Origin of the sequence: Bacillus sp. SIMBA_005, from assembly GCF_046535585.1 — a bacterium.
In the GTDB taxonomy this organism is placed as follows: domain Bacteria; phylum Bacillota; class Bacilli; order Bacillales; family Bacillaceae; genus Bacillus; species Bacillus pumilus.
Genome location: NZ_JAWRWI010001259.1, coordinates 1 through 232 on the forward strand (window position 1 = coordinate 1; position 232 = coordinate 232).

Consider the following 232-nt stretch of genomic DNA (forward strand, 5'->3'; position numbering starts at 1 on the left):
GCAAAGTTCGCTATTACCACTGACAGGATTGTCTATTCCTAATGGAAGTTTTGGTAATCCTATTTGTATTGATAAAAATGATAATTTGTATGTTGGTTCGAATGCACAAATCTTTAAAATAGATAATTCTAATGTAGTAACATTATTCGCTACAATTACAAATTATACCAGCGATATTATTTATGGTATTGACGATACTTTATATGCTATAAGTACATGGGGGCATTTAACT

General features: G+C 29.7%; 1 protein-coding gene. It reads left to right on the forward strand.

Annotation, left to right across the window (positions count from 1 at the left end):
• A partial coding sequence (locus tag SB660_RS24105; protein WP_410585164.1) for a hypothetical protein occupies nucleotides 1-232 on the forward strand: 232 nt, incomplete at both ends.